The organism is Paraburkholderia sp. BGA-UO-ETr-F21 (genome assembly GCF_059567925.1).
This window is the reverse complement of record NZ_JCAQOY010000037.1, coordinates 886,393-909,534: the sequence shown is the minus strand read 5'-3', so window position 1 is coordinate 909,534 and position 23,142 is coordinate 886,393. Positions and strand designations below refer to the sequence as shown.

The window sequence follows — 23,142 nt, the reverse complement described above, 5'->3', positions numbered from 1 at the left end:
GATTCAGCTCCGCGAAGTGCCGTGCAGCAGCATGCGGTACTCGGTCGGCGTCACGCCGACGGTCGCCTTGAATTGCCTCGTGAACGCACTGTGGTCGGTGTAACCGCACAGCGCGGCGACGTCGGTGACCTTGTCGTGCGAGACCAGCAGCGCCGTCGCGGCGTCCAGCCGGGCCTTCAGCAAGACCTGGCGCGGCGTCAGATGAAACACCTTGTGAAAATAGCGCTCCAGTTGCGCGACCGACATATCGGCCATCGCCGCAAGCTGCTTCAGATTCAAAGGCTGAACGTAGTTTGCCTGGATGGACTGCACCACCGCGGCGAGTCGGCTGTAGGCCGGATGACTGCTTTCGTCCGCTTTCAGGTCGCGGGAAATGCCGGCGAGGCCGACCACCTTGCCCGCCGCATCCCGCAGCGGCTGCTTGCAGGTCAGACACCAGCCCGGCTGCCTGCCGGGATACAGATGCAGTTCCAGCTGGTCGATCAGCTGATTGCCGACGTTGATGATCGCCTTGTCCTGCGCCGTGTAGATGCGCCCAAAACGGCGCGGAAACACGTCCTCGGCGGTCTTGCCGAGCAGCGCCGTCTTTTCCTTGAAGCCACAGCGGGACGCGAGCGTGCGGTTCACCAGCGCATAGCGCGCCTCGGCGTCCTTGACGAAGAACACGACATCCGGCATCGCGTCGAACACCGGCTCCAGCAGCCTGAAGTGCGACAGCATGCCGGACAGCGTTGCGTCGTCCGTCTCGAGCGGATGAGCCAGCGTGTTCATCATGCGGGTCTCGTTGGTCCGTGCGTTGATGGAGCATTGGGGGGCGCGACCGCCGTTGCAGGCTCGCGGTCGACGCGTGCGGTCGATTATAGGTCCGCGCCACGGCCGAACAATATCCGCCAGCCTGTGTCCACACGGCCTGTGGGCAAACGGCTTATTCGGTTGGCGGCGGCTCCACATTCGCCGCCATCAAGGTGCCGATTTGCGCCGGGCTGAAAGGCGGGCGCGGCGCCGCGGCCTCCCAACCGAAATACAGGCTCGCCGCCGCGCCGCAAATCCTTCCCTGACAGGCGCCCATGCCGCAGCGGGTATGCAGCTTGGCGTCGCGCGAGTTCGCAAACTCGCGGACTTCGCCGATGCTCACGTCCTCGCAGCGGCACAGCAGCGTGGCGTCAGCGGGCGGCGTGCGTGCGGCGGCGCGCAGGGCGAAGGCCGCGTCGACACGTCGGCCGAACCCGCGCCATCGCGTCCGCTGCGTGTCGAGCGCGGCGTGGACCGCTGCCGCGCCGCTTGCAGCGAGGCCGGCGATCTCGCCCTCCACACCGGCCAGCTCGGCGCCGCCGACCCCGGTACACTCGCCCGCCGCGAACACGTTCTCCACCGATGTGCGCTGTTCGCCGTCGACGACAATCTCGCCCGCCTCGCCAATCGCGCAGCCGAGCGCTTGCGCCAGCGTGACGTTCGGCACGAGCCCATAGCCGCACGCGATGCGGTCGCAATCGAGCGTGACGCGCCTCCCCGTCCCGCGCGCGATGGTGACACGCTCGACGCGGCCGTCCCCATGCGCCGCTTCGACGATACTGCCGGTCCAGTAATTCAGGCCCGCGAACCCGCGCGTCATGCCGACGGCTTGCCGCAACTTGGCGGGCTCGGCCAGCAGGGAGACGCCGAAACGCGCGACGTCGAATGCCGACGCCTGCTCCACCACCGCCACCACCTGCGCCCCCGCCGCGCGCGCCGTGGCGAGCGCGGCGATCAGCAACGGACCGCTGCCGGCAATCACGATCCGCTCGCCACGCACCGGCATGCCGCCCTTGATGAGCGCCTGCAGCGCGCCCGCGCCGGTCACGCCCGGCAATGTCCAGCCTGGGAACGGCAAGAGCCGTTCTCGCGCGCCGGTCGCAAGGATCAGGCGCTCATACGTGATACACGCGCCGCCGTGCTGCGCGGATTCGAGCAGCAACCCGCGTGAATCCAGCGGCGCAACCACGCGAGTCGACGGCCAATGCGTGAGGTTGCCTTGCCCGCTCAGCGCGTCGAGGAGGTGACGCAACGGCGCTTGCGGCGAATCGCCCGGACCTTGCCGCCAGATCTGGCCGCCGGCGCGCGGATTGTCGTCCAGCAGAGCGACCGTGGCTCCCGTGCGCGCGGCAGCGTGCGCGGCGTTCAAGCCGGCCGGACCCGCGCCGACAATGACGATCTCGAAGTGTTGTTTCATAGTGTGGCTGGCGCGTCGTCGAGTCGGCCCAGACGGGACTGCGCCAGAGAACGCCCTCCGCCTTCGATGTCGAATGGCTGTTTCACGGCATGTCCACCGCAATGTTCGTACGAACGACCTGGTCCTCCCGGCACACGGCCTGGCACGCCAGCACATGCGCCCGGCCGTCGATCGTCACGCGACATTCCTGGCACACACCCATGCCGCACAGCGCGGCGCGAGGCTCGCCGCTCACCGACATCCGCGTGCTGCGAATGCCCGCCAGCACGAGCGCAGCGGCCACCGTCGTGCCGGGCGCGACAGCGATGCTCCGGCCGTCGATCGTCAAGTGGATGCTTGCCGCATCGCTGCTACGAGTCATGCGCCACCTTTCGGGCAAAACGCTCAGGTAGATAAGGCTCGACCGCAATCGGCGCGACGCTCGCCACGATTTGCGCGGCAAGCAGCTTCGCGCTCGCGAGCGAGGTCGTCACGCCGAGGCCCTCGTGCCCGACGGCAAGCCATACGCCGGGGGCGAAATCGCCGGCCGCGCCGATCATCGGCAGGCCGTCCGGCGTGGCCGTGCGAAATCCGGTCCACGCGCGAATGCCGTTGAGCGTCGGCAGCACCGGCAGGTAGTGCGCGGCGCGCTGCAGCATCTGCGCGAGCACGGGCATGTCGACGGCGGGATCGGTGCTGTCGAACTGGCGCGACGAGCCGATCAGCAATTGCCCCGTGGGCCGCGGTTGCGCATTGAACGCCACCGACGTGCCCGCCGCGTGATGCGCGCTCTTGATGTAGCCGAGTTCCAGCAGCTGATGCCGGATCAGGCCAGGATAACGGTCCGTGATCAGCAGGTGGCCCTTTTTCGGCTGCAGCGGCAGCGACGGCACGAGGTGCTGCGCACCCAGACCATTGGCAACGACGACGTGCGCCGCGCCGACACGTTCGCCGTCGGCAAGCGTGAGGCCGTTCGCGCCGATCGAGGTCACCTCCGCACCCAGGCGCACGCGAATATTTGCGGCGGCCGGCGATTGCGTCAGCAGCCATTCGGCAACGGTCGGCGCATACACGATGCTGTCGTGTTCAATGCGCAAACCGCCCGCCATCGACGGCGCCAGTGCCGGCTCGCAAGCCCGCAACGCGGCCGCGTCGAGCAGTTGCGCCTTTATGCCTTGAGCCTCGAACGCGGCATGCATCACGCGGGCGGCCTGTCGCTCCTCTTCGTCCGCCGCGACCCAGAGCGTGCCGCAGCGCGCGAACGCGTCGCGCGCGCGCAGTTGCGGCGCGAGTTCGAGCCACAAGTCTCGTGAATACCGACTCAGCGCGAATTCCGCCGGCGAGTCGTTCATCACGACGATGTGGCCCATGCCCGCCGCCGTCGCTCCGCCGCCGATGCCCCGCGCGTCGAACACGTCGACCCGCATGCCGAGCGCCGCCAGTTCCGCCGCGCAGGCCGCGCCGACAATGCCGGCCCCGACGACCAACACGTCTGCCGTCATGCCGTGCGGATGCCCCACGCAAAGGGATCACGCTCGTCGAAGCACAGACGCGCTTCCGCCGTAATGTAGGCGTGGCCGGTAATGGTGGGAATCACGTGGACGGCGTCGCCGGCATGGCGATAGCTCGCCTCGAACACGCTGCCGATAATGCTTTCCTGCCGCCACACGGCCCCTTCGGCGAGCTTGCCGTCGGCGGCGAGACAGGCCACTTTGGCGCTGGTGCCCGTGCCGCATGGCGAGCGGTCGTATGCATTGCCGGGACAGAGCACAAAGCTGCGGCTGTCGATACCGTCGCGCGAACCGGGGCCAAAGAGTTCGATGTGGTCGATCAAGGCACCCTCCGCGCCGGTGATGCGCTGTGCGATCAGCGCGTCGCGAATCGCTCCGCTGAACGCCGTCAATTCGCCGATACGCGAGGCCTCCAACGCGCGCCCATGATCGGCGACGAGAAAGAACCAGTTGCCGCCCCAGCCGATGTCGCCCGTCAGCACGCCGTGGCCCGGCACCTCCACCTGCACGGACTCGCGATAGCGATAGGCCGGCACGTTGCGTACGGCGACGCTGCCATCCTCGTTGAGCGTTGCTTCGACCACGCCGACCGGCGTCTCGATCCGATGGCGCCCCGGCCCGATCCGTCCCAGGTGCGCGAGCGAGACGACGAGCCCGATCGTGCCGTGCCCGCACATGCCGAGGTAGCCGACATTGTTGAAAAAGATCACGCCGGCCGCGCACGTGGGGTCATCGGGCTCGCAGAGCAGCGCGCCCACCACCACATCCGAGCCGCGCGGCTCGGTGACGATGCCCGCGCGCCAGTCGTCGAAGTGCGTGCGGAATACTTCGAGCCGTTGCGCCAGCGTACCGCCGCCGAGATCCGGGCCGCCCGACACCACGAGGCGGGTCGGTTCACCGCCGGTGTGCGAGTCGATGATGTTTAAGGTTTTCATGATCGTCATGGTAGAAACGGCGGACAGCCGAGTCTTGGTGTGCTTAAGCGCGGATTGTGACGATTTCGGCATAGTCACACTAACGCGCGGCGACCTCGCGCTCTCAATAGATAGCGGTCCAGCAGCGTCTGCCGGGCGCGCACGGAGAGCGGCCCGCAGCAGGTGGCGTCGCGCCGGCCATGCACTTCAACTCACTTCGCGTCTTATCCCAAAATAAGGGATACGCCTTGACCCGGCGACGCTTCAGGCAAAGCGGTTATGCTGAAATCGTCATTCGCCGCGCGCGATTCACGCAAGACGGCAGGATTTTCCCTGCTTACACTGCGCTGGAACACATCACACTCAGGAGAGCAGTCGTGGCGCATATCTGGGAAGGCGTATTGCCCGCAGTCACCACCAAATTCAACGCGGATTTCAGCATAGACCGCGCATGGACCGGTAAGAATATCGAGGCGCAGATCGACGCGGGGGTGGACGGCATCATTGTGTGCGGATCGCTGGGCGAAGCGTCGACACTCTCGCTGGATGAAAAGCTGCAAGTGCTCGACATCGCCGTCGAGGCCTCGCGCGGCCGTGTGCCGGTCCTGTTGACGATCGCCGAAAACAGTACGCTCGACGCCTGTCGTCAGGCCGAAGCCGGCAGCCGCCATGGCGCGGCCGGTTACATGGTGCTGCCGGGACTGCGCTATCTGTCGGACCGCCGCGAGACACTGCACCATTTCCGCAGCGTCGCCGACGCGAGCGAACTGCCATTGATGATCTATAACAATCCGCTCGCCTATGGCGTCGACATGACGCCCGACATGTTCGCGGAAATCGCCGACGAGAAGAAGATCGTCGCGATCAAGGAGTCATGCGGCGACGTGCGGCGCGTGACTGACCTGATCAACGTGGTCGGCGACCGCTTCGCCATTCTGTGCGGGGTCGACAATCTCGCCATGGAAGCCATCCTGATGGGCGCGCATGGCTGGGTGGCCGGTCTCGTGTGCGCGTTTCCGCGTGAGACGGTGGCGATCTACAAGCTATTGAAGGCGGGACGCCTCGAGGAAGCGCGAGCGATCTACCGCTGGTTCGCACCGCTGCTCGCACTCGACGTCTCGGCAAAGCTGGTGCAGAACATCAAACTCGCCGAAACGATCGTCGGACTGGGTACCGAGCCGGTGCGCCCGCCGCGCTTGCCGCTGGTGGGCGACGAACGCAAAGCGGTCGAAGCGTTGATTCGCAAGTCGATCGAAACACGGCCCACGCTGCCGCAGATCTGATCTGACCGGATCGGCTTCAGGCTGCCTGCTTCTCGGTGTCGGCGTCGGCATCGACGTCTGCATCTGCGTCTGCGTCGACGGATTCGCCGCGGCGCAGATGCAGCAGCCTGTAGCCGCTTTTATAAACTGGTTGCAACCGGAATTCGTTTTGCGGCTCGATCTCGAGCAGCAGGCGCAGCCGCGAAACGTGACTGTCGATCGTGCGGGTGAACTCGCGGAATTCGCGCCCCCATACCATTGCGAAAATGTGATCGCGTGACAGCACGCGGCCGATATTGGAGAAGAACAACGACGCCAGCCGGTACTGCGTGCCGGATAGCTGGACCGGCTGGCCGCGCAGCATGACGAGCTGGCGGCGCGTGTCGAAATGGTATGGGCCCACGTCGAAACTCGCGGCACTGAACCTGTCCGGATACGCTCGCCGCAGCAGCGCAGCAACCCGCTCGCGAAACTCGGCAGCGCGCAGCGGCAACCCGACATAGTCGTCCGCGCCGGCAACGAAGGCGCGCACGACATGATCCTCCGCCATGTCCGCCGAGGCGAACATCACCGGCAGACGGTCGCCGCCCACCGCACGCGCCGCCCGTAGGACCTCGCCGCCCGAGAGCCGCAGACCCTGCCAGTCCAGCACCAGCAGATCCACGGTGGAGCGCGCGAGCATTCTCGACATGCTCAAGCCGTCGTCGAAAGCTGTGCAGGTGTGGCCGGCGGACGTCAGGACCCTTTCGATCGACTGACGCATGACCGGGTCACGTTGAAGGATGGCGATGCGCATGGGATAACTCTTAACTGATAGCTCGGACGCGATTCTCAGAGGCACGCCCGCGCCATCCCATAGGAGCAGTCCGAATTTGCATATGAATCCGCCGACCCCGACACCACTGGCGCGTATTCCCATACTCGGTTGCGACGATTCTGATGGCGCCATCGTCAATGCCACGAAAAAGCGCGTTTTGCGGAACTTTTTCAGTCCAATTAAGCACCTCCAGAAACGATTGGCTTTCATCCTGTAAAATCCCCGCCTGGCCCCAGTCGTCATCGTGCTTGCCCCAACCCGGGCCGGCGCGCCGGTGTCCCGTGCTCTACCCAGCGCCTGCCACACTTCTCGCCCGACGACCGCCGTGTTTCCACGCGCTACGTGTGGCTCCCAATTCAAGAAAAGACACAAGCAATGCAAGCGACAAATCTGGGTGGAGCGCAGGCTGTCACCCCACGCCCTCTTGGGCGCAGCGATTACAAGACGCTCGGCCTCGCCGCCCTCGGCGGGGCTCTGGAGTTCTACGACTTCATCATCTTCGTATTCTTCGCGCCGGCGATCGGCCAGCTGTTTTTCCCGGCGGCGATGCCGGACTGGCTGCGCCAGGTGCAAACCTTCGGCATCTTCGCCGCGGGCTATCTTGCCCGGCCGCTCGGCGGCATCATCATGGCGCATTTCGGCGATCTGTTCGGCCGCAAGCGCATGTTCACGCTGAGCGTGCTGCTCATGTCCGTGCCGACGCTGATGATGGGTCTGCTGCCCACTTACACCAGCATCGGCGTGCTGGCGCCGGTCCTGCTGCTTCTGTTCCGCGTAATGCAAGGCGCGGCGGTCGGCGGCGAAGTCCCGGGCGCATGGGTATTCGTGTCGGAGCACGTGCCGCAGCGGCACGTCGGCTATGCGTGCGGCACGCTGACGGCCGGCCTCACGGCGGGCATTCTGCTCGGCTCACTGATCGCCTCGGCGGTGAACCGCAACTTCGCACCGGCGGAAATCTCCGCTTACGCGTGGCGTATTCCATTCCTGGTGGGCGGCGTGTTCGGCATGTTCTCGGTCTACCTGCGCCGCTGGCTGCATGAAACGCCGGTGTTCGCCGAACTCAAGCAACGCAAGGCGATTGCGGCCGAAGTTCCGCTCAAGGCCGTGCTGCGCGACCACGGCCGCGCCGTGATCGTCTCGATGCTGCTCACGTGGATGCTGTCGGCCGCGATCGTCGTGGTGATTCTGATGACGCCGACGCTGCTGCAAAAGCAGTTTCATATCGCGCCGGCCACTGCGTTGCTGGCGAACTGCGTGGCGACGCTGTGCCTGACGATCGGTTGCGTGATGGCGGGCTCGATTGCCGGCCGCATTGGCGCGGGGCGCACCATTTTCATCGGCGGCCTGGCGCTGGCCGTGACGTACTACGTGATGTTCCAGCAACTCGCGCTCGATAGCTCGGCGCTGCTGCCGCTGTACGCGCTCGCCGGCCTGTTCGTCGGCGTGATCGGCGCGATTCCGTTCGTGATGGTCAAGGCGTTCCCGCCGGTGGTGCGCTTCTCGGGCATCTCGTTCTCGTACAACGTGGCCTACGCGATTTTCGGCGGCCTGACGCCGATCGCCGTCTCGCTGATGATGAAGTCGAATCCGATGGCCGCACCGATGTACGTCGGCGCAATCTGCATTCTCGGGGCATTGACCACGCTGTTCATCAAGGACGCGCCGCAAAAGCGCTGATCGGCGGCTTTTTCTGCTGTTCTCGGCTGCTGTTTTCCGCTTCTGCTTCGCAATGACGGCGCGCCACACGGTGCGCCGTTTTTGTTTGCATTGAGGTCGGCGTCACGCGCTTCTGGCGACATCCACAGTTCACGCCGCCGCGAAACATCATGCGCCGCATCGGCCCTACGATGTATCGCATGAACTCCGCTCATCTCCCCCATTCGCCGGCCCTCGGCCGTGTCCTCGCGACAGTCAGCGTCGGCTTCGTCGTCACGCAACTCGACGTCACTATCGTCAACATCGCGCTGCCGAAAATCGGCGCGGACCTGCATGCGAATGTGGCAGGCCTCCAATGGGTCGTCGATGCCTATACGCTCGCGTTCGCCGTGCTGATGCTGTCCGCCGGCGCGCTCGGCGACCGCTTCGGCGCGCGGCGCCTGTACGCCGCCGGAATCGTACTGTTCGCACTCGCGTCGCTCGCCTGCGGCCTTGCGCTCGACGCGGCCCTGCTGGTCGCGGCGCGCGCGCTGCAAGGCGTCGGCGCCGCCGCCATGCTGCCGAATTCGCTGGCGCTGCTCAATCAGTCGTACGGACACGATCCCAAGCTCCGGGCTCGCGCGGTCGGGCTGTGGACTGCCGCGGGGGCGATTTCGATCGCCGCGGGCCCGGTGGTCGGCGGCGTGCTGATCGCGGCGTTCGGCTGGCGCAGCATTTTTCTCGTCAATCTGCCGATCTGCGCCGCCGGTTTTCTCGCGACCTTGCTATGGGTGCCGCGGCCCGAGACCGCCGTGCGTCGTCCGGGGCTGCAATTAGCGGCGGGCACAACGGCTCACGCAAGCCCGCGCGGCATCGATCTGAGCGGTCAGTGTCTGGCCATCGTCGCGCTGACCGCCTTCGTCGCCGCAGTGATCGAATGGCGGCCGCTCGGCCTCGGTCACCCGCTCGTCGCCGGCGGTTTCGTGCTGGCGCTCGTCGCTGCAGGCGCCTTCATCGCCGTGGAGTCGCGCGCCGCGGCGCCAATGCTGCCGCTCTCGCTCTTTCGCAAGCGTTCCTTCAGCGTGGCGGTGCTGTTCGGCATCTGCGTGAACCTGACCTACTACGGCATGGTGTTCGTGCTGAGCCTGTATTTGCAGCGCGTGCGCGGCTATACGCCGTTGCAGGCCGGCCTGGCCTTTCTCCCATTGACGGGCGGGTTTCTGCTGTCGAATGTGGCAAGCGGCTGGGTAGTCGGCCGCTTCGGCGTACGGGTGCCGATGATCGCGGGCGCGATCACCGCCGGTCTCGGCTACGGCCTCCTGCATTTCGTCGCCGCCGGTACGCCGCTCATCGGCTTGCTGCTGCCGTTTCTGCTGATTCCGTCGGGCATGGGCCTCGCGGTTCCGGCAATGACCACCGCCGTGTTGGCCTCGACCGACGCGAAACGCGCCGGTACGGCTTCCGCCGTGTTGAATACGGCGCGGCAGGCCGGCGGCGCGGTCGGCGTGGCGGCCTTCGGCGCATTGGCGAGCGGCGCGGCCGCTACGCAAATCGTCTCGGGCATGCAGGCGGCGACCGCCGTGTCAGTCGCCCTGCTGATGCTCGGCGGCGGGTTGAGCTGCCTCGTGCATCCGCAGCCGCAGCCGCAGTCGTCGGACTCCGCGCTTCGCGTTGCCGGCCGCGAGAGAGTCGGCGAATCGAACTAAGCGTACCGCCTGCTGTATTGGGCGCGCAAAAAATAACCCCCGCCATGCGCGTGCATGGCGGGGGGTGGTCCGGGTTCACACTGGCGATTAGCGCGATGCCGGCGGCAAGTGCCGGCGACGCCCTGCCCGCCGACGCCGCGCCGCCTGACTTAAAGCGACGCTTCCTGGATCGTGCCGGTGTCGATTGCGCGCTCGATCAGGCCTTCGTTTTGCGCTTTGGCGATGGCGTCGGCGATCAGTTTCTCCGGCTCCTCGATCTCGGCCTTGATCGTGCTGATGATTCCGGATGCGTCCAGAATCACGAGGGTTGTCGCCGAATCGGCCAGACTGATAATCACTCGATGCGGCGTGGGCCCTTCACCGAGACTCGCGCACAATTGCGTGGCCTTGCCGCCAATGGTTTGCTCAAAACTTTGAATCATTATTTGCTCCCTTGGTTACAGCTGGAATCGAAAGCGACTCGCACAGACTACCTTACTGCTGCTTCAAAGACCAAGCCCGCCGCGCGGCGAGCGAGCGCCGAGAGAATTGCCTCCGGGACGCGCGCCGTCGATGCTGATGCGACCCGCGCCAGTCACGAACAGCAGCAGGAAACCACCGGCAATGCCGATGTTCTTCCAGAAATGGATCACCATGTCGCGCTGCAAGGCGGCGTCGGTGACATTCCAGAAATCGTGGCCGAGAACTGCCGTCGCCACCGTGTACACGGCCATGATGAGCGCAAGCGGGCGCACCTTGAAGCCGACGATCAGCAACAGACCGCCGAGCGCCTCGACGGCGACGGCGATCGGCGCGGCGACCTGCACGAACGGCACACCCTTCGAATGCAGGTAGCCGACAAAGCCCGCATAGCCCAGCAGTTTCATCACACCGCCCCACAGGAACAGCACGGCAAGGGCAATACGCGCGATAAGAATTACGCCGGAATCGACGGGACGCGTCATGAGGGGCTCCTGTAGATGAATAAGCAGCAGACCCGGCCGGGAGGCCGCAGTTCCCCGTATCGCAACTGAGAATATGTGCATTGCCCGCCTTTTCCAAGCTCACAAGCTCGGGCGAAGATGCGCGGGCACACGGCGCGCCGCATGCGGGGCGAGAAAAAGGGGCTCGCGAGGGCCGCAGGGTAGCCTTGGCGGTGCCTGCCGCGGGCGGAATCGCCGACGCGCTTATGCTCGAGGATAGGTCGCGACTTCGATCAGATTGCCGTCCGGATCGCGGCAATACACCGAGGTCATCTTGCCGCGCGCGCCGTCGCGCTCCACGGGGCCGGCCTCGATTTCGACGCCTTGGGCAAGCCAATGCGCCTTGACCTCGGCCGGGCTCGTGGTCGTGACGAAACACAGATCGGCGCTGCCGGGCACCGCCTCGCGGCCGGTGAACCACGCGACGGTGTCGGCCACCACGGGACGCAGGTTGATCTTCTGATCGCCATAGGTCATCGCGACCCGCGTGCCGGTGCGCGATTCGAACTCGTGGCGCCGCATGCCGAGCATGCGCGCGTACCACGCCGCACTGACTTCCACGTCGGCCACGTTCAGAACGAGATGATCGAGACTTTCTATAGAAAAGCTCATGGCTTCAGTTACCGTGATGTGAGCCGATGCCTGTTGACGAATCGGGCCGATCCGCCAACAGCGGCCAGACGAAAAATCAGCACCCGCGCGACGTTCGCGTACGGCTGCCGGCTGATGGCGCTCATGACCTCACGCCCGCGCTTGCCGCGACACTTGGGCCCGGGTTACGACTGCGGCGCGTCCGGGGCGAGCAGAACGCCCTTCGTGAAGACGAAGCAACCGTAGCCGCGCGCTTCGCCGGTGGCGATCACGCAATACGCTTTGCGCGCCCGCTCATAAAACGCAAACCGCTCGATCGACGCAAATGGCACATCGCGCCCTTCCGCGGCATTGACCTCGATCTGCGCTTCACGCTGCACCGACGGAATCGTGTGCGGCTCGCCCACCACTTCCATGCGCGACGCGGGGTGCTCGATGAACGTGTCCAGCGGCATCACCGAAAGCACCGCGCGAATCGCCCGCGGCGCGTTCACGCCGTCGAGGCGCAGCACCTTGCCCAGCACGCTCTCGCGCGCAACCGAGTCGCCCGGGAAATTGGCGTCGCAAATGACGAGTTCGTCGCCGTGGCCCATCGAGCGTAGCGCATGCAGTATGTCGGCGTTGAGCAGCGGGTCCAGATTCTTCAGCACGGTGTCTCCTTGTGTTCCGGTTAGGTCCGGTTGGTCCGGTCAGGTCCGATCGCCGGCTGGGCGCCAGGATCTGGACGTTGGTTTTCGGATGCGCGAAGCACTCGCCTCACGCCCGTGTTCGAATCGGGCCGAAGCGGCAGCCACTCGGCTCGACGAAGACGGGACAGCGCTTCGAATCGCATTCGAGCGGACGATTGTAGCAAGCAATGTTGCGCGCATCCGTTGAAGGCGACTCGCGGCGACGGCACGCTGAGTGGTTGCAGCGGCGCGTGTTCTGCATGGCGGACACGGCCGCGCCGCCACCGCATTGCCAACGCAACCAGCCGACCAGCGCCAGCAGCACGAGACCCGCGCCGCCGAGCACCGGCTCGCGCCAGCCCAGCAACGCGATGAACATGAACGCGCGCGCTCCGCCGAGCAGCGCAAAGCCGGCGATTGCGCTGGACAGCGAGTCGACGGCGCCCGTCAGGCGCGCGAACGCGATGGCCGTTTGTGGACCCGTGGCGACGGCGGGCTCGTCCATGATCTTCTCCGTCAAGAAGCGATGCTCAGGCGCCGTCCGGCACCTGATCGAGGAAGCCCGTGACCGTTTGCAAGCGTCCTTGTGGATCGACCACACCGAAGTCCGATCCCTTCACGACCGCCTCGCCCGAAGGCGTGATCAGCTCCCAGGAAAAACGCAGCCGGTTGGCGAAGCCGTCAACCTGGCCTGTACGCCGAAACGTGTGATGCGGGAAGCGCTCATGCACCGCCCGGATCATCGCGTCGATGCCTGCGTGGCCCGAGCCCGCCAGCAGCGGATCGCAATAGTCGGCGTCGGCGCTCCATGCCGCGGCGATCAACTCGCGACGGCGCGCGCCATCGGTTTCGTTCCATGCGTCGAAATAACGGTTGATCAGATCGGTATGCGCATTCATCTCAAGACTCCTTCATTGGCATGACTGAGCACTACGCTCGGCAGACACGGTTGTGTGCGGCGGGCTCGGATTGAAGCTTGAGGGCCGGGGCGCGGTGCGTCGATTACCTGAGAGGTAAGCAGTCTTGCGCTGCGGCGCGAGCGCATCGCGTCGAGCGCCGGATTGGCCATCCGGCCGAGTCGTCAGCCGCGGCGGCAGCCGCTAATCTCGTGTGGCAATGGGGGCTGCGCGGCGCTGGCGCGCGGCTTGTGACGCACTCAACAAACACGGGCACGGGGACGCTTTTTCAATATGGTTTTTACACTTGCAAGATCGTATCTACACGGATACACTTCTCGGCAGATCGGTTCACCACCTGAGTACACGCTCAACCGCACCGAGGAGTTCGACACCTGGCTTGCACGGCTCTCCGATTTAAGAGCCAGGGCGAAAATACTCGTGCGTATCCGGCGTGCGGAACGCGGGCATTTCGGCGACGTGAAGTTGCTTGAAGAAGGTGTGTCCGAGATGCGCATCGATTGTGGCCCCGGCTATCGGGTCTACTTCGCGCGTGAAAAGGGCATGATCTATCTGCTGCTATGCGGTGGCGACAAATCCACCCAGCCGGCCGATATCAAGCACGCCAAAACAATGTGGGCAGCAATCAGAAAGGAACTGTCATGAGCAGAATCAAAACCGCACGGTTCGACGCGTCGCATTACCTCGATAGCGAGGAAATGATCGCGGAGTATCTCAACGCAGCGCTCGAAGAAGGCGACGCCGACGTCCTGCTCGCCGCGATCGCCGACATCGCCAAAGCGCGCGGCATCACCAAGGTCGCGGCAGATGCCGGACTTGGCCGCGAAAGCCTCTACAAGACGCTCGCACCCGGCTCCAAACCGCGTATGGACACGGTGCTCAAACTGCTGCGTGCGCTCGGGGTCAAACTCAACGTGGTACCGGAAGGCGTGGCGGCGGCCTGAGTCGGGTGTCCCGCTCTGTCGGCTTTGCCATTTCGTCGATATGCCGCGGCTTACTACGGTGTCACGGCTCTTTCCGAAGTTTCGTAGGCGTGGCAGACGGTATTCCGCGGTATTCCGCGGTGTTACGGGGTATTCCATTACCTCTGAGGTAATGGATCGCTAGCGCGGTTTGGCTATGATCGGTGGCATGAACACACTCTCTCTTGCGCAACCCGTCCCGCCGCACTTGCCGGCGGCGAGCCGCACGGTCGGCGACCTGCTGCGCGAATGGCGACAGCGTCGAAGAATGAGCCAGTTGCTGCTCGCCGCCGAAGCCGAAATTTCGACCCGGCATCTGAGCTTCGTCGAATCAGGCCGCGCGGTGCCGAGCCGGGAAATGGTCATGCATCTTGCTGAACGGCTCGACGTGCCGCTGCGCGCGCGCAATGCACTGCTGGTCGCCGCAGGCTACGCGCCGCTGTTCCGGGAACGCCCGCTATCGGATCCGCAGTTGGCCGCTGCACGCGAGGCGGTCGAGTTGGTGCTGAAAGGACACGAACCCTACCCGGCGCTTGCCATCGACAGGCACTGGACCATCGTTGCCGCGAACGGCGCGCTTGCGCCTTTGCTGAACGGCGCAAGTCCGGAACTGCTGAAGCCGCCGGTCAACGCACTGCGCCTGAGCCTGCATCCGGACGGTATCGCCGCGTCCATCATCAATTGGCATGCATGGCGCGAGCACATACTCGCGCGACTTCAGCGGCAAATCGACGTGAGCGGGGACGACACGTTGAGCGCGCTGCGCGAAGAATTGGCGGCGTACCCCGCGCCGCCGGGCGCGGATGCGACCGAGCACGACAACACCGCCGTCAACCAGATTGCAGTACCGCTGCGGCTGCGCACGCCGATCGGCGTGCTATCGTTTTTCAGCACGACCACCGTGTTCGGCACGCCGGTGGACGTGACGCTCTCGGAACTCGCCATAGAGGCATTCTTTCCGGCCGACCCGCGAACCGCTACGGCATTGCGCGATTTCGGCGAAAGCCAGCGCGCCGAAGCGGCCCGCCAACCATAGCCTGACCGTGACAGACAGGTCGCAGTTCGATATCGAATCTTTTAGCCTTTCAATCGCCGCCCCCGCACGGAGAGACACTTGAGCGAGAACGCCGTACTCGTACGCCAACTTGGTCCCGAAGACCGCGACGACTACTTCCACCTGCGGCTGCGCGGACTGAAAGCGCATCCGGATTCGTTCGGCCAGAGTTACGAAGAAGCATTCGCCAAAGGTCCGTCGCAACACAGTGCAATGCTGGACGGCTCGCGTGCGGCCGAAGGTGACTTCTTGCTCGGCGCTTACGCATCGGCAGGAACACCATTGATCGGCGTGGTTGGACTGATCCGGATCCCGAGCGACAAACAGCGGCATAAGGCCGCCGTGGTCGGCATGTATGTCGCGCCGGAGGCTGCCGGCCGCGGCGTCGGGCGCGCTTTGCTGAAGGAGTTGCTGAGGCGGGCCTCACGTATGGACGGCCTGCGGCAAATCCAGTTATTAGTCGGCAGCCGCAACGAGGCCGCGAGGAAGCTTTACGAGTCGCTCGGCTTTCGCAAATATGGTTGCGAAGTCGGAGCGCTGAATGTCGACGGGGTCTTCCACGACGCCGATCTGATGGCCCTGTTTATCTAGTAAGCCATAACGGCGCGGCGGCCCGCGCCACCTTCCCCGCCGTTCAGGAGCACGTCTGCGGCCGGCGTTTCGCGTCGAAGTCGAGCATGTCCACCGCGCCACCCGATCGAAGTTACACAAGAAGTTACAAATCCGACCTCGTTTGTAACTGGGGCGCGACCAACCTGTTACACCTCTGTTGTGTCCCCCAAGCGTAGCCAAAGAGCGGCATTTATTACTTTATATCGACCTCGCTTTCTATTTCCTTTCTGACTTGAGTGGGAATTACCGGTACGTGATGGGTCCAGCCTATTTGCTCAGACGAAAGAGCGAAAAGCCCGTCGTACAAGGGTTTTCATGGATCAGACAAAAATCCAGGGTAGCGGAAAATTCGCTATGCATCGCGTATTACGCGACTGTGAAAGAGTTACCGAAAATTGATGTATCTTTTTGAGATATTTTTTTGAGAAGGGATTGATTTCTTGTTTTACCCTTCATACAATTCGTCCCAAGCTGTTACGAAATGTAACGCCATGTATCAAAAGGTCGCCGTCTGTATCAGGTGGTGACAGTAGCCGGAGGACAACGTTTCCGGCGAGGCAAAAAAGACATAACGGCAAAAAATGCCGACATCGTAATTCGGGGCTTCGGAAACAGAGAAAATGGACCGTAGCAGCGAGACGCTGGATTCAATCCGCGAGATCAACTTGTCTTACATCATGCTCGCGCAACGTATGTTGCGTGAGGACAAACCGGTCGGCATGTTCCGGCTGGGACTGTCGTCGGAACTGGCTGATTTGCTTGCCGGGCTGTCGCTCGCGCAGATCGTCAAGCTGGCCGCTTCCGATCAGCTTTTGTGTTTCTTCCGCTTCAACGACCACTCCATGTTGTCGGCTTTGACGCAAACGACGAAACACGCCGCAGTTGCACCGACTCACGCGGCGATCCTGCTTGCAGGCCAGCCTGCTGAACAGTTCGCTTGACCGGGGTGACTGCCATGCTCAAGCGTAGCCTGACGGAAGACGCACAAGAAGTATTCCGCGCCATCGCACTGATCGAACTCGGCGCGCGCATGCAAGTGCTCGAGAGTGAATTGACGCTCTCGCGCGACCGCATGATCCGCCTGTACCGCGAGGTCAAGGGCGTATCGCCGCCCAAAGGCATGCTGCCCTTTTCGGCGGACTGGTATATGACGTGGCTGGCGAACATTCACGCGTCGCTGTTCTACAACACGTACCTGTTCCTGAAGAACGAAGCCCGCTGCTCGCATCTGGATGCGCTGACCAAGGGGTATCGGCTGTATCTGGAACATTGCAAGCACAGCGAGACCGAACCGGTGCTGGACTTGACGCGTGCGTGGACGCTGGTGCGTTTCTTCGACGCCGACATTCTGCAATTGACCAAATGCTGCCGTTGCACCGGCAAGTTCGTGGCGCACAAACACGATCTGCAGCACAACGTGGTGTGTGGCGCATGCCAGCCGCCGTCGCGTGCCGGCAAGACGAAGAAGGCCGCCGCCGCTCGTCAGGAACAGGAAGCGCTCGATGCAGCGCAGATCGCGCAAGCTGCCTGAGCTGCATCGACTCTCACTCGACGAGGGCTGGTCCGGCCCGACTCGAACCGAAGCCCGAAAAAAAGTCCGCCTCCGCGGACTTTTTTTTCGCCCCGATCACGCCGCGCTGGCAGCGCGAGGCCGGCTCATCCGGCGAGGCCCACCGTCTGCACCACCAGCCAAAGGTTCGCCGCGCTGATCACCACGAACAGCATCCACGCGACGCAGCGGGTCAGCAACGTGTTGGCGAATTCGCCCATCAGCGAACGGTCGTTGGTCATGCGAATCAGCGGATAAAGCGCGAACGGCAATTGCAAGCTCAGCACGACCTGGCTTGCGACCAGCAGCTTGCCGACGGCGCCGTTGCCCATCATCTGCACGCCGATCAGCGCGGGGATCAGAGCGAGTGCGCGCGTAATGAAGCGCCGTTGCCAGCAGGGAATCTTCAGCTTCAGGAAGCCTTCCATAATGACCTGCCCCGCCACCGTTCCGGTAAAGGTCGAGCTTTGTCCCGAGGCGAGCAAGGTCACGGCGAACAGCACCGCCGCGAAACCCGTGCCGACAATAGGCGCGAGCAGCTTGTAGGCATCTTCGATTTCGGTGACCTGATTGTGGCCGGTGGCATGGAACGCAGCGGCGGCCAGAATCAGGATCGCCATGTTGATCAGCAACGCGAGCATCAGCGAGACGATCGTATCGATGCGCGACATACCGATCGCCGATCTGATGCTGGCTGGATCGCGCTTGACCGCGCGCGTCTGCACGATCGACGAATGCAGATAAAGGTTATGCGGCATGACCGTCGCGCCGAGAATGCCGATCGCCAGATACATAGGCTCGCGCGAACTCAAAGCCTGCCACGACGGAACCAGTCCCTGCGCGACCGAGGGCCAGTGCGGCTGCACCAGCGCGAGCTCGATGATGTAGCCGACGCCGATCGTCGCGATGAGGCCGAGCATGATCGCTTCGAGATCGCGGAAATTCTTGCCCTTCAGGCCGAGCACGATCAGCGTATCGAACGCGGTCAGCAGCACGCCGGTGGTCAACGAGCATTTAAAGAGCAGATGGAAAGCAAGCGCGCCGCCAAGCACTTCGGCCAGATCGCAGGCCACGATCGACAGTTCAGCGAGCAGCCACTGAAAACGTGCGACGGCAGGCGAATAGCGCGTTCTCGACAACTCGGCGAGGTCGCGCCCGGTCGCAATGCCAAGACGCATGCTCAGGCATTGGAGCGCCATCGCCGCAAGACTCGACAGCATGACGACGAACAGCAGGCTGTAGCCATAGCGCGATCCGGCTTCGATGTCGGTGGCCCAGTTGCCTGGGTCCATATAGCCGATCGAGACCAGCAGGCCGGGCCCCGCGAATTGCAGAATCTTCTTCCAGAACGGCGCGCCTTGCGAAACGGCCACCGAGCCTTGCACTTCGGATGGGCAAAACGGTGCCGTTGCTGTGGTCGGTAGTTTGAACTGCAATCCGGGAGCCTCTTGAAGGGAATAAACCACGGCGCATCGTACAGGCCGCCGCGAACCGCCTCAAGTGTACAAAGAAACCTCCGGCAACGCGCCGGTGAGCGCGTAGCGGCCAACGTCGCGCACGCGATAGTCGAGCGGATCATGCAGCGTATGCACGCGGGCGTTGCGCCAGAAACGGTCGAGCGCGAGCGGCGCATGCGTGGCGCGGGCGCCACAGGCGTCGAAGAGTTGCTCGCTGACGTCGAGCGCCGCGCGGTGCGCGACGATCTTTGCCTCCGAGGTGGCGAGCGCAACCTGCGCGCGAGCCTCCGCGGAAAGCGCCGGACCTTGTTGCCAGGCGTCTTCGAGCAGCCATGCGGCGCGCGTGGTCAGCGCTTCGGCGCTCACCGCTTGCAGGCGCATCTCGCCGAAACGCTGGATCAGGTAGGGATCGTCGGTCGCTTTGTCGACGCCCGAATAGATCCACGCCTTGCCGTGTCGCGTGACGTAGGCCCGTGCTTCGTCGAGCGCGCCCTGTGCGATGCCCACGAACAGATTGGTCAGCACCAACTGCGAGATCAGCGTGCGCAAACTGGCGTACGGCGTGTCGGGCCGCACCATCACTTCGTCCGGTTCGACCTTGACGCGCACGAAGGACACGCTGCCGCTGTCGGTCTGCCGCTGGCCGATCGGATTCCAGTCTTCGTGAACGGTGATGCCTTCCCGCGTGGTCGGCACGACGCCGAACACCGGGGTGCCGGTGACCGGATCATGCGCGGAAACGGTCATCATCTGCGAGCCGCGCGTGCCGGAGCAAAAGCCCTTCTGGCCATCGAGCAGATAGCCGCCGTCGCTGGTTGCGCTCGCAACGAGTCGCGTATCGAGCGGATTGACGGCATTGCCCCACCACCATCGGTTTTCGACGGTGCCGCCCAGATAGCGGGCACGTTGTTCGGGACTGCCCCATACATTGACGCTGACCACCTGCAAGCACGTAAAGCCCAGCAGATGCGCGAGCGCGCTGTCCACCCGCGCAATCTTGCGAACCGTCTCGTAGATGTCGGGCCAACGCGCGCCGAGGCCGCCGAATTCGCGCGGCACCGCGAGCGTGAGCAGCCCCGCGTCGGCGATCCATTGTTTTTCCTGTGCGGCGTGGCCGCCGTCGAGATCGCGCTGCGCGGCAGTGGCGTGCAACGCGTCGAGCAAACTCGCGAGATCGCGCACCACCGCCGCAGCGGATGCCTGAGGCGTGTGTAACGCGTCGGCATGACGAGGATCGTTCATGCAATTTCCACGTGAAAAGTTTTTCGGCGAGCGGTGGCAGGCAGAACGCCCGCGGCGCTCAATGCTTTAGCTAGCATGATAGGCGTTGTTGATGCGGACGACGGAAACGTGCGCGGCGATTCTTCATGCAAATAGCCGCAGCAAGGCAGAACGGGACAGAACGGATCAACCGATCATGTGCGATCACGCTCGCTGCGCGAGCCGCCGCACGAATCGATCGCCGACGAACTGCACCGCCGTGACGATCACGATCAGCAGTACGATCACCGTCACCATCACGGTCGTATCGAACCGCTGGTAGCCATAGCGAATCGCCAGATCGCCAAGACCGCCGGCGCCGACCGCGCCCGCCATCGCCGACGAACCGATCATCGCCACCACGGTTATCGTGAAGCCGCCCAGGATGCCCGGCAGCGCCTCAGGCAGGAGCACATGCCGGATGATGTGCCGGCGCTGCGCACCCATGGCCTGCGCAGCTTCGATCAGACCGCGATCCACTTCACGCAAACTCACCTCCGCCACGCGCGCGAAAAACGGAATCGCCGCGATGCTGAGCGGCACGATTGCGGCCCACACGCCGATCGTCGTGCCGATCAGCAAACGCGTGAGCGGCAGCAAGGCGACCAGCAAAATGATGAACGGCGTGGAGCGGAACGCATTGACGAGCGCACCGAGCGTGCTATTCACCGCCCGCTTCTCGAAGATCCCGCCGCGTGTCGTGGTGACCAGCACCAGTGCCAGCGGAATGCCAACCAGCGCCGCGATAAAGGCCGACACGCCGACCATGACGATGGTGTCGCGAATCGCGTCGGCGAGTTCGGAAAGCCACAACTCAGACATAGCCCAATACCTCGACATGGTTCGCATAGCGGCGTGCGCGGTCGAGCAACGTCGCGACCTGCTGTTGCACGGTGCTGTCTGCATTCGCATGCACGTGCGCTGACACCACGAGGCGCCCCTGCGCATGCCCCTGAATCCGGTCGATGCCGCCATGCACGAAACTCACACGCCCGCAGTCCGCACTCAACGCCGACGCCAGACCGCCGAGATCCGGCTCGCGCGCGTCGACGCCGGTGAAACGCACGTCCAGCAGAATCTGCGCATCCGCTTGCGCGATGTCGTGCAATGGCTTGACACGTTCGGCGAGATCCGCCGGCAAATCGTGCACCAAGGTGCGCAGCAGGGCCCGTGTCGCGTCATGTTGCGGATCGCCGAACACGCGCCACACGGGGCCGGACTCCACCACTTCGCCACGCTCGATCACGGCAACCGTATCGCAGACCTCGCGAATCACCTGCATTTCATGCGTGATCAATACGACGGTCAGGTTCAGGCGCCGATTGATATCGCGTAGCAACGCGAGGATGGCTTGCGTCGTTTCCGGATCCAGCGCGGAGGTGGCTTCATCGCACAGCAGAATATCCGGGTCGGTGACCAGCGCGCGCGCAATGCCGACTCGCTGCTTCTGACCACCCGACAGGCTCGCAGGATAAGCATCGCGCTTGGCGGAGAGGCCCACCAGCTCCAGCAATGCATCGACCTTTTTCTCGATGACCGCCTTCGGCACACCGGCGATTTTCAGCGGCAGCGCAATGTTCTCGCGTACCGTCTTTGCGGAAAGCAGATGGAAGTGCTGGAACACCATGCCGATACGTCGGCGCAACGTGACCAGTCCGCGCTCGTCGAGTTCGCCGACACTGACGCCGTTCACGCGCACCGCGCCTGAACTCGGCTTCTCCAGGCCGTTGACGAGTCGCAGCAGCGTCGACTTGCCCGCGCCGCTGCGGCCGATAATGCCGAACACTTCGCCCCGCGCCACGTTCAACGTGACGTTGGCGAGCGCCGCGGTCGGCACGCCGCGCGTGTTGGCAAACACCTTGCCGACGTTGTCGAATATCACGGCGGGGTGCGTCGCCGCTGCGGGCGAACCCGCATGCACAGCGAGAGACGGCGCGTCTTCGATGAACTGCGGCGCGTCGAAAAGATTGCCCATGATTTAGCTCCTTTCAGGCTTTCGCAATGGCCAGCGCAGCGGTTTGCATCGGGCACCGAGGCTGTGCGCCGGCATGCACGCCGCACAGCCGGGCAAGCTCGCCGCTGAACCGCTTCTTGCGCGGCGTCGGCGCGGGATCGTCGTCTTCGAACGGTCCACGCATGACGGTGCGCGTTACCAAGCGACGGCGTAGAGATTGCCGAAGGCCTTATCGAGCGCGGCGCGCACCGCAGGCGAATGCTGATAGATCGAAATGAACTTGCGGATACGCGGGTCGTTCACGCTTTCCGGACGAACCACCCATTGGATCGCGTAGTTCTTGTTTTCGAGGCCGTCGAACAGCAGCGCGCTATTCGGATCGGTGGTGCCCGCGAGCTTGATGAAGCTCGGGTAGCCCTGTGCGAGGTCGACGTCGTCGAGCGAGCGCGCCAGTTGCGACGCTTCCAACTGGACTATCTTGAGATGCTTCGGGTTGTCGGTAATGTCGAGCGTCGTCGCGCGATAGTCGATGCCCGGCTTCAGCTTGATGAGACCGGCTCGTTGCAGCAGCAACAGACCGCGGCCACCGTTGACCGGATCGTTGGCAATCGCAACCGTAGCGCCGTCTTTCAGTTCGTCGAAGCGTTTGATCTTCTTCGAATACAGGCCGATTTTCATGATCGTGCCGGGCGCAATGGCGACAAAGTTATAACCGCCCTGCTTCTTCGCATTCTCCAGAAACGGAATGTGCTGGAAGTAGTTGACGTCGATATCCTTGTTGGCGAGCGCCGCATTCGGCGTGTTCCAGTCGGTGAACTCGATGATCTTCACGTCGAGTCCCTGATCTTTGGCTTCGTGCGCGGCGATTTTGAGCGCTTCGATTTGCGGGCTGGTCGCGGTGCCGATTTTCAGCGTGGACGTGTCGGCCGCTGAAACAGGCGTGGCTTGCAATGCGAGCGTCAGACCGAAAGCGCTGATCAGCGAGATAGCCGGCGTGTAGAAAAAGTGCCGCACGTTGGATAGAAAAATGCGCATGGTGAACTCGTGGGATTGGGGCGTGGTGTTGATTCGTGGCGAGCCGATCCACCGGCATGCACCTCCGGGTCGCCAAAGCGTTACGGAC

General features: G+C 64.0%; 26 protein-coding genes and 1 pseudogene. 9 read left to right on the top strand and 18 right to left on the bottom strand.

Annotated features, from left to right (window positions below):
- Positions 1-3: 3 nt before the first annotated feature.
- The 5 genes from AC57B1_RS27745 to AC57B1_RS27725 form a co-directional block, all read right to left on the bottom strand.
- A complete protein-coding gene (locus tag AC57B1_RS27745) occupies positions 4-771 on the bottom strand; it encodes a PAS domain-containing protein (protein ID WP_496419338.1) in 768 nt (255 codons plus the stop codon).
- Between the two features lie 154 nt (positions 772-925).
- Positions 926-2,209 (bottom strand): FAD-dependent oxidoreductase, encoded by a 1,284-nt coding sequence (locus tag AC57B1_RS27740; RefSeq protein WP_496419263.1) that lies wholly within the window; start codon positions 2,207-2,209, stop codon positions 926-928.
- A gap of 82 nt (positions 2,210-2,291) precedes the next feature.
- Positions 2,292-2,570, bottom strand: a complete 279-nt coding sequence (locus AC57B1_RS27735; protein WP_408342572.1) for a (2Fe-2S)-binding protein — start codon at positions 2,568-2,570, stop codon at positions 2,292-2,294.
- On the bottom strand, positions 2,560-3,690 hold the full coding sequence (locus tag AC57B1_RS27730; protein ID WP_496419262.1) for an NAD(P)/FAD-dependent oxidoreductase: 1,131 nt from the start codon (positions 3,688-3,690) through the stop codon (positions 2,560-2,562). Before AC57B1_RS27730 ends, AC57B1_RS27735 begins: the two co-directional genes overlap by 11 nt.
- Positions 3,687-4,643 carry a 4-hydroxyproline epimerase gene (locus tag AC57B1_RS27725; RefSeq protein WP_091809192.1) on the bottom strand — a complete coding sequence of 319 codons (957 nt, stop codon included), beginning with the start codon at positions 4,641-4,643 and terminating at the stop codon, positions 3,687-3,689. The genes AC57B1_RS27730 and AC57B1_RS27725 overlap by 4 nt, the downstream gene beginning before the upstream one ends.
- Positions 4,644-4,990: 347 nt before the next feature.
- Here AC57B1_RS27725 and AC57B1_RS27720 point away from each other — a divergent pair, with 347 nt between their 5' ends.
- Positions 4,991-5,896, top strand: coding sequence for a dihydrodipicolinate synthase family protein (locus AC57B1_RS27720; protein WP_408342566.1), 906 nt, complete (start codon positions 4,991-4,993; stop codon positions 5,894-5,896).
- A 16-nt stretch (positions 5,897-5,912) separates the two neighbouring features.
- On the opposite strand, the gene AC57B1_RS27715 is transcribed toward AC57B1_RS27720, so the two are convergent.
- Complete coding sequence (locus tag AC57B1_RS27715) at positions 5,913-6,671, bottom strand: response regulator transcription factor (RefSeq protein ID WP_496419261.1); 759 nt, start codon at positions 6,669-6,671, stop codon at positions 5,913-5,915.
- A gap of 396 nt (positions 6,672-7,067) precedes the next feature.
- Here AC57B1_RS27715 and AC57B1_RS27710 point away from each other — a divergent pair, with 396 nt between their 5' ends.
- On the top strand, positions 7,068-8,369 hold the full coding sequence (locus AC57B1_RS27710) for an MFS transporter (RefSeq protein ID WP_496419260.1): 1,302 nt from the start codon (positions 7,068-7,070) through the stop codon (positions 8,367-8,369).
- Between the two features lie 170 nt (positions 8,370-8,539).
- On the top strand, positions 8,540-10,033 hold the full coding sequence (locus tag AC57B1_RS27705) for an MFS transporter (RefSeq protein ID WP_496419337.1): 1,494 nt from the start codon (positions 8,540-8,542) through the stop codon (positions 10,031-10,033).
- 149 nt (positions 10,034-10,182) lie between these two features.
- On the opposite strand, the gene AC57B1_RS27700 is transcribed toward AC57B1_RS27705, so the two are convergent.
- The 6 genes and pseudogenes from AC57B1_RS27700 to AC57B1_RS27675 all read right to left on the bottom strand — a co-directional run bounded on the left by AC57B1_RS27700 (position 10,183) and on the right by AC57B1_RS27675 (position 13,153).
- Positions 10,183-10,455, bottom strand: coding sequence for a hypothetical protein (locus tag AC57B1_RS27700; RefSeq protein ID WP_408182811.1), 273 nt, complete (start codon positions 10,453-10,455; stop codon positions 10,183-10,185).
- Between the two features lie 63 nt (positions 10,456-10,518).
- Positions 10,519-10,977 (bottom strand): DoxX family protein, encoded by a 459-nt coding sequence (locus AC57B1_RS27695; protein ID WP_408295758.1) that lies wholly within the window; start codon positions 10,975-10,977, stop codon positions 10,519-10,521.
- 222 nt (positions 10,978-11,199) lie between these two features.
- Complete coding sequence (locus AC57B1_RS27690; protein ID WP_496419259.1) at positions 11,200-11,607, bottom strand: VOC family protein; 408 nt, start codon at positions 11,605-11,607, stop codon at positions 11,200-11,202.
- A 164-nt stretch (positions 11,608-11,771) separates the two neighbouring features.
- A complete protein-coding gene (locus AC57B1_RS27685) occupies positions 11,772-12,236 on the bottom strand; it encodes an RbsD/FucU family protein (protein WP_091807314.1) in 465 nt (154 codons plus the stop codon).
- A 292-nt stretch (positions 12,237-12,528) separates the two neighbouring features.
- Positions 12,529-12,759 (bottom strand): annotated as a pseudogene (locus tag AC57B1_RS27680) (hypothetical protein); the annotation flags it as partial.
- Positions 12,760-12,784: 25 nt separating this feature from the next.
- The gene (locus tag AC57B1_RS27675; protein ID WP_408342560.1) at positions 12,785-13,153 is read right to left on the bottom strand and encodes a nuclear transport factor 2 family protein; all 369 of its coding nucleotides are present in this window, start codon (positions 13,151-13,153) and stop codon (positions 12,785-12,787) included.
- 291 nt (positions 13,154-13,444) lie between these two features.
- Here AC57B1_RS27675 and AC57B1_RS27670 point away from each other — a divergent pair, with 291 nt between their 5' ends.
- The 6 genes from AC57B1_RS27670 to flhC all read left to right on the top strand — a co-directional run bounded on the left by AC57B1_RS27670 (position 13,445) and on the right by flhC (position 17,330).
- Positions 13,445-13,816: a type II toxin-antitoxin system RelE/ParE family toxin gene (locus tag AC57B1_RS27670; protein ID WP_496419258.1), complete on the top strand. Its 372-nt coding sequence runs from the start codon at positions 13,445-13,447 to the stop codon at positions 13,814-13,816.
- Positions 13,813-14,115, top strand: coding sequence for an addiction module antidote protein (locus AC57B1_RS27665; protein ID WP_496419257.1), 303 nt, complete (start codon positions 13,813-13,815; stop codon positions 14,113-14,115). The genes AC57B1_RS27670 and AC57B1_RS27665 overlap by 4 nt, the downstream gene beginning before the upstream one ends.
- Positions 14,116-14,302: 187 nt before the next feature.
- A complete protein-coding gene (locus AC57B1_RS27660; protein WP_496419256.1) occupies positions 14,303-15,169 on the top strand; it encodes a helix-turn-helix domain-containing protein in 867 nt (288 codons plus the stop codon).
- A gap of 78 nt (positions 15,170-15,247) precedes the next feature.
- Positions 15,248-15,778, top strand: a complete 531-nt coding sequence (locus AC57B1_RS27655) for a GNAT family N-acetyltransferase (protein WP_496419255.1) — start codon at positions 15,248-15,250, stop codon at positions 15,776-15,778.
- Between the two features lie 641 nt (positions 15,779-16,419).
- Entirely contained in the window at positions 16,420-16,740 is a 321-nt protein-coding gene (flhD, locus tag AC57B1_RS27650; protein WP_028194930.1) for a flagellar transcriptional regulator FlhD, read from the top strand.
- Between the two features lie 14 nt (positions 16,741-16,754).
- Positions 16,755-17,330, top strand: a complete 576-nt coding sequence (gene flhC / locus AC57B1_RS27645; protein WP_091807302.1) for a flagellar transcriptional regulator FlhC — start codon at positions 16,755-16,757, stop codon at positions 17,328-17,330.
- A 125-nt stretch (positions 17,331-17,455) separates the two neighbouring features.
- Here the strand turns inward: flhC and AC57B1_RS27640 are convergent, their stop codons facing one another.
- The 6 genes from AC57B1_RS27640 to AC57B1_RS27615 all read right to left on the bottom strand — a co-directional run bounded on the left by AC57B1_RS27640 (position 17,456) and on the right by AC57B1_RS27615 (position 23,054).
- Positions 17,456-18,784 carry an Nramp family divalent metal transporter gene (locus tag AC57B1_RS27640; RefSeq protein WP_408182828.1) on the bottom strand — a complete coding sequence of 443 codons (1,329 nt, stop codon included), beginning with the start codon at positions 18,782-18,784 and terminating at the stop codon, positions 17,456-17,458.
- Positions 18,785-18,844: 60 nt separating this feature from the next.
- Positions 18,845-20,047: an acyl-CoA dehydrogenase family protein gene (locus AC57B1_RS27635; protein ID WP_496419254.1), complete on the bottom strand. Its 1,203-nt coding sequence runs from the start codon at positions 20,045-20,047 to the stop codon at positions 18,845-18,847.
- A 183-nt stretch (positions 20,048-20,230) separates the two neighbouring features.
- On the bottom strand, positions 20,231-20,887 hold the full coding sequence (locus AC57B1_RS27630; protein ID WP_408342550.1) for a methionine ABC transporter permease: 657 nt from the start codon (positions 20,885-20,887) through the stop codon (positions 20,231-20,233).
- Complete coding sequence (locus tag AC57B1_RS27625) at positions 20,880-22,040, bottom strand: methionine ABC transporter ATP-binding protein (RefSeq protein WP_496419253.1); 1,161 nt, start codon at positions 22,038-22,040, stop codon at positions 20,880-20,882. The genes AC57B1_RS27630 and AC57B1_RS27625 overlap by 8 nt, the downstream gene beginning before the upstream one ends.
- Positions 22,041-22,053: 13 nt before the next feature.
- On the bottom strand, positions 22,054-22,203 hold the full coding sequence (locus tag AC57B1_RS27620; protein ID WP_496419252.1) for a hypothetical protein: 150 nt from the start codon (positions 22,201-22,203) through the stop codon (positions 22,054-22,056).
- An 11-nt stretch (positions 22,204-22,214) separates the two neighbouring features.
- Entirely contained in the window at positions 22,215-23,054 is an 840-nt protein-coding gene (locus AC57B1_RS27615; protein WP_496419251.1) for a MetQ/NlpA family ABC transporter substrate-binding protein, read from the bottom strand.
- Positions 23,055-23,142 lie beyond the last annotated feature (88 nt).